The sequence below is a fragment of the Pseudomonas sp. genome, assembly GCF_026224925.1.
Lineage (GTDB): Bacteria > Pseudomonadota > Gammaproteobacteria > Pseudomonadales > Pseudomonadaceae > Aquipseudomonas.
This window is the reverse complement of record NZ_JAMFRV010000024.1, coordinates 1-7,354: the sequence shown is the minus strand read 5'-3', so window position 1 is coordinate 7,354 and position 7,354 is coordinate 1. Positions and strand designations below refer to the sequence as shown.

Annotated in this window: 5 protein-coding genes; 2 read left to right on the top strand and 3 right to left on the bottom strand. The window is 58.3% G+C overall.

The window, feature by feature from the left end; all coding sequences use genetic code 11:
* Both M0974_RS01340 and recD read left to right on the top strand, forming a co-directional pair.
* Window positions 1-2,077: 3'-5' exonuclease (locus M0974_RS01340; RefSeq protein ID WP_297831667.1), on the top strand; the 2,077-nt coding region annotated here is incomplete at its 5' end.
* The gene (gene recD / locus M0974_RS01335) at window positions 2,074-4,173 is read left to right on the top strand and encodes an exodeoxyribonuclease V subunit alpha (protein WP_297831664.1); all 2,100 of its coding nucleotides are present in this window, start codon (window positions 2,074-2,076) and stop codon (window positions 4,171-4,173) included. The genes M0974_RS01340 and recD, both read left to right, overlap by 4 nt.
* Before the next feature lie 75 nt (window positions 4,174-4,248).
* Here the strand turns inward: recD and M0974_RS01330 are convergent, their stop codons facing one another.
* The 3 genes from M0974_RS01330 to M0974_RS01320 all read right to left on the bottom strand — a co-directional run.
* Window positions 4,249-5,760: an amino acid ABC transporter permease/ATP-binding protein gene (locus M0974_RS01330; RefSeq protein ID WP_297831661.1), complete on the bottom strand. Its 1,512-nt coding sequence runs from the start codon at window positions 5,758-5,760 to the stop codon at window positions 4,249-4,251.
* A 56-nt stretch (window positions 5,761-5,816) separates the two neighbouring features.
* On the bottom strand, window positions 5,817-6,620 hold the full coding sequence (locus M0974_RS01325) for an ABC transporter substrate-binding protein (protein ID WP_297831658.1): 804 nt from the start codon (window positions 6,618-6,620) through the stop codon (window positions 5,817-5,819).
* 63 nt (window positions 6,621-6,683) lie between these two features.
* Window positions 6,684-7,354, bottom strand: a 671-nt coding sequence (locus M0974_RS01320) for a 2OG-Fe(II) oxygenase family protein (RefSeq protein ID WP_297831656.1), incomplete at its 5' end; no start/stop codon positions are given.

Sequence of the window (7,354 nt, the reverse complement as noted above, 5' to 3'; positions counted from 1 at the left end):
GGCCACCTGCGCCAGCGAGATAGCGCGTCTGCTCATCCAAGGCCAGCAAGGCAGTGCCGGGTTCGCGCAGCCGGGCGAAACACTGCGCGGTGTATTGCCGGCCGACATCGCGATTCTGGTGCGTGACGGTAAAGAAGCGCAGGCCGTACGCGGGGAGTTGTCGGCCCGGGGCGTGCGCAGCGTGTATCTGTCCGACAAGGATTCAGTGTTCGCCGCGCAAGAAGCCCACGACTTGCTGGCTTGGCTCAAGGCCTGCGCCGAGCCGGACTCCGAGCGCACGTTACGCGGGGCGCTGGCCTGTATCACGCTGAACCTGTCGCTGGCCGAACTGGAACGTCTGAATCAAGACGAATTGGCGTGGGAAGCGCGAGTCATGCAGTTCCGTGGTTATCGGGCCATTTGGCGCACCCAAGGCGTGCTGCCGATGCTGCGTCGTTTGCTGCACGACTTTCAGCTGCCGCAGGCGCTGGTCCGCCGCAACGATGGCGAACGTATCCTCACCAACCTGCTGCATCTTTCTGAACTGATGCAGCAAGCCGCAGCGGAACTGGACGGCGAACAGGCACTCATTCGTCATCTCGGCGAGCACTTGGCGTTGTCCGGCCAAGCCGGTGAAGAGCAAATTCTGCGCCTGGAAAGCGACGAGCAATTGGTCAAAGTTGTGACCATCCACAAGTCCAAAGGCTTGGAATATCCCTTGGTTTTCTTGCCATTTATTTGTTCGTCGAAACCGGTGGACGGCAGTCGCTTGCCGCTGCATTTCCACGACGTCGATGGCAAAGCACAGGTCAGTCTGCATCCCACCGCAGCCTTGATTGAGCAGGCCGACGACGAGCGTCTCGCTGAGGATTTACGGCTGCTATACGTGGCCCTGACTCGCGCGCAATACGCGTGCTACCTCGGCGTGACTGATCTTAAGCGCGGCAACAGCAGTGGCTCGGTATTGCACCTTTCAGCGTTGGGTTATTTGCTCGGTGGCGGAGCGCCGTTGGCTGAATCCACGGCGCTCGCGATCTGGCTTCGGGACTTGGCGCAGGGCTGCTCGGCAGTTGATGTCATGCCGTTGCCAGTCGCCACCGCTGACATTTTCAGCCCGCCGCAGAACAACGCAATATTGCTCAAGCCGCGCCAACCAAAACGACGCGCCGCCGAAAACTGGTGGATTGCCTCCTACAGTGCGTTGCGAATAGGCGACACCATCACCGATGGCGATGAATCCCCCGACAGCCCGCAAGCGCAAAAGCTGTTCGACGATGAGCGACTCGACCCCGACGCTCCGCGCGAAGTATTGGTGAGCGGCGGCGATATCCATCGTTTCCCACGCGGCCCAAACCCCGGGACTTTCCTTCATGGATTGCTGGAGTGGGCCGGCGGTGAACGCTTTTCTGTGGTTGCAGCCGATCCGGTCAAGATTGAAAAGGCCGTTGGCAGTCGCTGCAACCGCCGTGGTTGGCAGGGCTGGATCACAACGCTGACCGATTGGATGCAGCACCTCCTCAACATGCCCCTGCGTTTGGCGGCAGATGATCAGCCGGTGTCCCTCAGTGCCCTGGATCAGCCGAACCAGTACCGCATCGAAATGGAGTTCTGGTTCGCCTGTCACAAGGTCGACGTGAAACAAATGGACGCCTTGGTTCGCCGCTATACCCACCACGGCGCACCTCGGGCTGCAGCGGAAACGGTCTCGCTGAACGGCATGTTCAAAGGCTTTATCGACCTGACGTTCGAGCACCAAGGGCGTTATTACGTGGCTGATTACAAATCCAACTGGCTGGGCGTTGACGACGATGCCTACACCGAGCAGGCGATGATCGCTTCGATTCTGGACAACCGTTACGACCTGCAATACGTGCTGTATTTGCTGGCCCTGCATCGCCAGCTCAAAGCACGCTTGGCTGACTACGACTATGACCAGCACATGGGTGGCGCGGTGTATCTGTTCTTGCGCGGTAGCCGAGCGCCGACCCAGGGCCTCTATTTCACCCGCCCGCCACGTGAGTTGATCGAAGGGCTGGACCAACTGTTTCAAGGCAACACGTTGCCTCAGGAAGATGCACTGTCAGGAGAGCCCGCATGAGTCGCTCATTCGCCGAACTGTTGCCTACCCCACTGGACGCGCAAAGCTTGTCCGCGTTGACGCCATTGAGTCAGGTCGACGACCTGCTGTTGTTGCTGGAACGTTGGGTCGAACGCGGCTGGTTGCGTGCCCTTGACCGGGCTTTTGTCGCGTTTCTCAGCGAACTGGACCCCCACGCGGACTCGTTGGTATTGCTCGCGGCCGCCTTGACCAGCCATCAATTAGGTCACGGGCATGTGTGCCTAGACCTGTATGAAACCCTGAAAGAACCCGATTTCGCACTGTCGCTGCCACCCGAAGGCGACGCGCAAATCGGTCCGATGTTGTTGCCGTCGCAGTTACTGGTGGCGTTGGACGGTGGCGCCTGGTGCCAGGCCTTGGCCGCCAGCACCTTGGTCGCGCAAGCCGACGATCACAGCGAGGTGGCTGCGCAGAAACCCTTGGTATTGTCAGATCGGCGTCTGTACCTGCGCCGCTACTGGAGCTACGAACGGCGCATCGATAGCGCGTTGCGTCAGCGTCTGGCGCAGCAGGAAGCGGCGCCCGTGGACTTGGCGCAGCGGCTTGATGCGTTATTCGGTGCCGCCAATCCTGCACCAGATGCCTTGATCGACTGGCAGAAACTCGCCTGCGCTTTGGCTACTCGGGGGGCCTTCAGTATCATCACCGGCGGTCCCGGCACCGGTAAAACCACCACCGTGGTTCGCCTGTTGGCGTTGCTGCAAGCGCCCGCCGTGGAGAGTGGCCAACCATTGCGGATTCGTCTTGCAGCGCCCACCGGCAAAGCCGCGGCGCGGCTCACCGAATCCATCAGTCACCAAGTGCAGTCGTTGGAAGTGGCGGAAGCCGTTCGGCAGAAAATTCCCAGCGAGGTCACTACCGTACACCGCTTGCTAGGCAGCCGCCCCGGCACCCGACACTTCCGCCATCACGCCGGTAACTTGTTACCCCTGGACGTGTTGGTGGTCGACGAGGCGTCGATGATCGACTTAGAGATGATGGCGAATCTGCTGGATGCATTGCCGCCCCGCGCGCGCCTGATTCTGCTCGGCGATAAAGACCAACTTGCCTCGGTAGAGGCGGGCGCCGTGTTGGGTGATCTCTGTCGCGATGCCGAAGCTGGACGGTATAGCCCGCAAACCCAAGCCTGGTTACAAGCCGTCAGCGGCGAAGATTTGAGCCGTAGTGGTCTGCAGCAGGGTGACGCCACGCAATTTCCATTGGCGCAGCAAGTGGTGATGCTGCGGCACTCTCGGCGATTTGTGCAGGGCAGTGGCATTGGTCAATTGTCCCGATTGGTCAATCAGCAGCAGGCCGATGATGCACGGACGTTGCTTGCGGCGCGGACCCACAAGGATCTGTTTGCGTTGGCATTGAAAGGCGAGCAGGACCACGCGTTTGAACGCTTGTTGATCGACGGGCATAGCCAAGGCGCCGAAGGGCCGCAAGGTTATCGGCATTATCTGGGTGTGCTCGCTGAACAACGACCGGCCGCAGGCGTGGCACTTGAAGACCCGTGCTGGACGTTATGGGCACGCTCGGTACTTGAAGCGTTCGACTCTTTCCAACTGTTGTGCGCCGTGCGCAAGGGACCGTGGGGCGTCGAAGGTCTGAACCAGCGCATCACCCATGCGCTATTCAACGCGGGCCTGATCGATAGCGATCAGCACTGGTACGAAGGCCGCCCGGTACTGATGACGCGTAACGATTACGGCTTGGGCTTGATGAACGGCGACATCGGTATTGCCCTGCGTTTACCGGAGCGCGAAGGGGATGGTAATAATCGTCAGGTATTACGCGTCGCCTTCCCCCGCAACGACGGCAGCGGCGGTGTGCGCTTTGTGTTGCCGAGTCGTCTGAATGATGTCGAAACGGTGTACGCCATGACCGTGCATAAATCCCAAGGCTCAGAGTTTGCTCACACTGCGTTGATTCTTCCTGAGGCGCTAAACCCAGTGCTAACCAAGGAGCTGATCTACACCGGCATCACCCGCGCCAAGCACTGGTTCAGCCTCATCGAACCCCGCGCCGGCGTGTTTGAAGACGCCATCAAACGCAAGGTTAAACGGCTTAGTGGGTTGATGTTGGGTTTATAGCCCTAGGCCGTTATAGGGCACAGCTCGTTGGCGAGCGACCGAAAGATCGCAGCCTTCGGCAGCTTCTACAGTGACTCAGTGCACCAACCCCATAAACTTGCGCACCCGATCCCCGGCGTCATGCGCGCGGATCACTTTGGGCGCGGCGTCCACTTGAATATTGCCGTCTTCCATGAAGATCACTCGGTCAGAAATCGACATCGCGAAATCCATTTCATGGGTAACGATAAGCATGGTCATGCCTTCTTTGGCCAAGTCGCGGATGACATTCAACACGTCGCCCACCAGCTCGGGATCGAGGGCAGAAGTAGGCTCATCGAACAGCATGATCTGCGGGTCCATCGCCAGTGCGCGAGCGATAGCAACGCGCTGCTGCTGACCGCCGGACAGTTGATGCGGGTACTTGTGCGCGTGAGCCAACAGACCGACCTTGTCCAGTAACGCGTAGGACCGCTGCTCGCTCTGCGCTCGTTCTTGACCGTGGTAGCGCGGGGCCATGGTGATGTTGTCGATGATGGTTCTGTGCGGGAACAGGTTGAAACTTTGAAACACCATACCGATCCGCTGCACGCCACGGCGGATGTGCAGACTATTGGGGAGGGCGCCCGCGCGGATAAAGCTCTCGCCGAACAGAATAATCTCTCCCTGATCAATGCTTTCCAGGCCGTTAATCGTCCGAATAAGTGACGTCTTGCCCGAGCCGGACGGCCCGATGATGGAGATCACTTGACCGGCGCGAACGTCAAGATCAATGCCCTTGAGCACATCATGCTGGCCGTAACTTTTGTGGATGTTTTTCAACTGCAACGCGGGTGCCGCACCTGGGCCCACATGTGAGCGAACCAACGAAGGCTGCGAGGTCAGGGTCGCTCGCAGCGTGCTCAGCCCAGCTTCATCAAGGGCTTGCGGGATGCGGTTATTCATTTCCAGATGCTGTTCCAGGCGCTGCAACAACCAACCGAACACCGTAACGATCAGCACGTAATACACCGCCACCGCTGACAGGGTTTCCATGACCAGAAAGTTCGTCGCATACAGGCGCTGGCCGACGGTCAGGATCTCTGTCAAGGAGATCACTGACACCAGCGATGTCAGCTTGACCACGGTGATGTATTCATTGATCAGCGTTGGAAGGGAAATCCGAAAAGCCTGTGGGATCACGATCAGCCGTTGTAGGCCGATCAGACCAATGCCCAAGGCACGACCTGCTTCTTTTTGCCCCTTCGCCACCGAAATCAAACCGCCGCGATGGATTTCCGCCATGTACGCAGCTTCGGTCACGACCAGCGCGAATAGGCCGGAATAAAATGGGTTGGACAGCACTTCACGGGTAATCGGAAACAGCTGCGGCAGGTTGTAGACGAACACCACCAGCACCAACAGCGGGACGCTACGGAAAAACCAAATATAAATCGACGCCGGTATGCGCAGCCAGCGTGAGGTCGACAGCTTGGCCGAAGCCAACAGGAACCCGAGCACCATGCCGATGAACCAGGCCAAGGCGCTGAGTTCTATAACGGTGATGCACGCTTCCCAAAAATCCCACACCGAGAACAAAGAAAAAAAATAAGACCATTCGAATTGCATGCACACCTCAAGCTGCCGGCTTCATGGGAAGCCGGCGGGTCAAACGGGGAGAGAAATCAGTTGGCTGGTTCTTCGAGGTTGTATTTTTTCAACAGGGCCGCGTATTCGCCGGATTTTTTGGTCTCGTCAAATGCTGTCAGCAACGCTTTATACAGCTCGTCGTTACCTTTCTTGACGAAGATGCCCAACGTTTGCTGATAGATAGAATGTTCGGTGCTCACTACCACACGGCCTTTGGTGCGTTCGGCGATCATCCCAGCCGCGCCGTCGATTTCAACTTGGGCCTGAACGTTACCCGACAGCAGCGCTTGGGTAACTTCCGGTGCGGAAGGAAATTCGCTGACAGCGATGGCGCCCTTTTTATTTGGCACGCAATAGTCAGCGGACAACTTGTTGAACTGGGCTACCCACGTGGTGCCTTTCTCCAGACCCACTTTCAGGCCGCAGAGGTCTTCCGGGACTTTCGGTTTAATCGTGCTGTCCTTAAGAACCATGATCGCCGCGCCGGTTTTGGCGTAAGCGATGGTCTGCGCCTGAGTCTGACGTTCCGGGGTGATGTACATCCCGGAAATGATCGCATCGTAATGGCCGGAGTTCAGGCCGAGGATCAGGCTAGGAAATTTGGTGTCGAGGAACTCAGTCTTGAGGGCCATGTGCTTGCCCAGCAGTGTGGACAACTCAGGGTCAGAGCCGACCACGTTCTTGTCTTTGTCATAGGACTCGAACGGTGGATAAGTAATCTCCATACCCACCTTAAACTGGCCCGGTGTCACGGTAGTCGCCGCATGCGCTACGGTCGCGCCGAGGAGGGCGACGGCCAGTACGGTCAAGCGAACTGCAGTGTTGTTCTTGTTGCGCATCGTCGGTGACTCCACAGTGGGGAAAGGGCTGCATTGATCAAATGAATCGTTACGGAGCTGCATTTACAGCGCGTCCGGAGCCTGGTTTTTCAGGTGCCCGAAACTCGACGGTTTACGGGCTTTTTCCGGCAACATGATTTCGCCGTTCTCCACCCGCTTGCGTAAGTACTGATAGGTTTGCAACGCTTGGCCGAACATGTGCTCACCGATGGCGATTTCTTCGTAGTCCTTACCCGCCTGCGCGAAGCTGGGCAATGGCTTGATCTGCGTGTGAAAGTCGCAGGCGTAGAACAGCGGGAAGGAATAACGCTCCTGGCTCACCGTCCTGACCCGATGAGCTGTTGCAACGAACGTACCAGCGGTCATCACCTCCAGCATGTCGCCGATGTTGACGACGAACGCGCCTTCCACGGGTGGCGCGTCGATCCACTGGCCCTGATCGTTCATCACTTCAAGTCCGGGCTGGTCGGCAAGCAATATCGTGAAGCACTCATAGTCGGTGTGCGCACCAATACCGGGCGCGTCTTGGGCGTCGCCGTCGAATGGATAATGGATCAAGCGCAGTTTTGACGGCGGGCGCGTGACCATTGCATCGAAATAGCCCTCTTCAAGGCCCAATGCCAGTGCGAACCCATCGAACAATCGGCGGCCCAACGCAAATACCGCCGCGTAATAGGCTTGCACCGACTCTTTGAAATTAGGTAGCAACGGCCATTCGTTAGGGCCGAGCAACG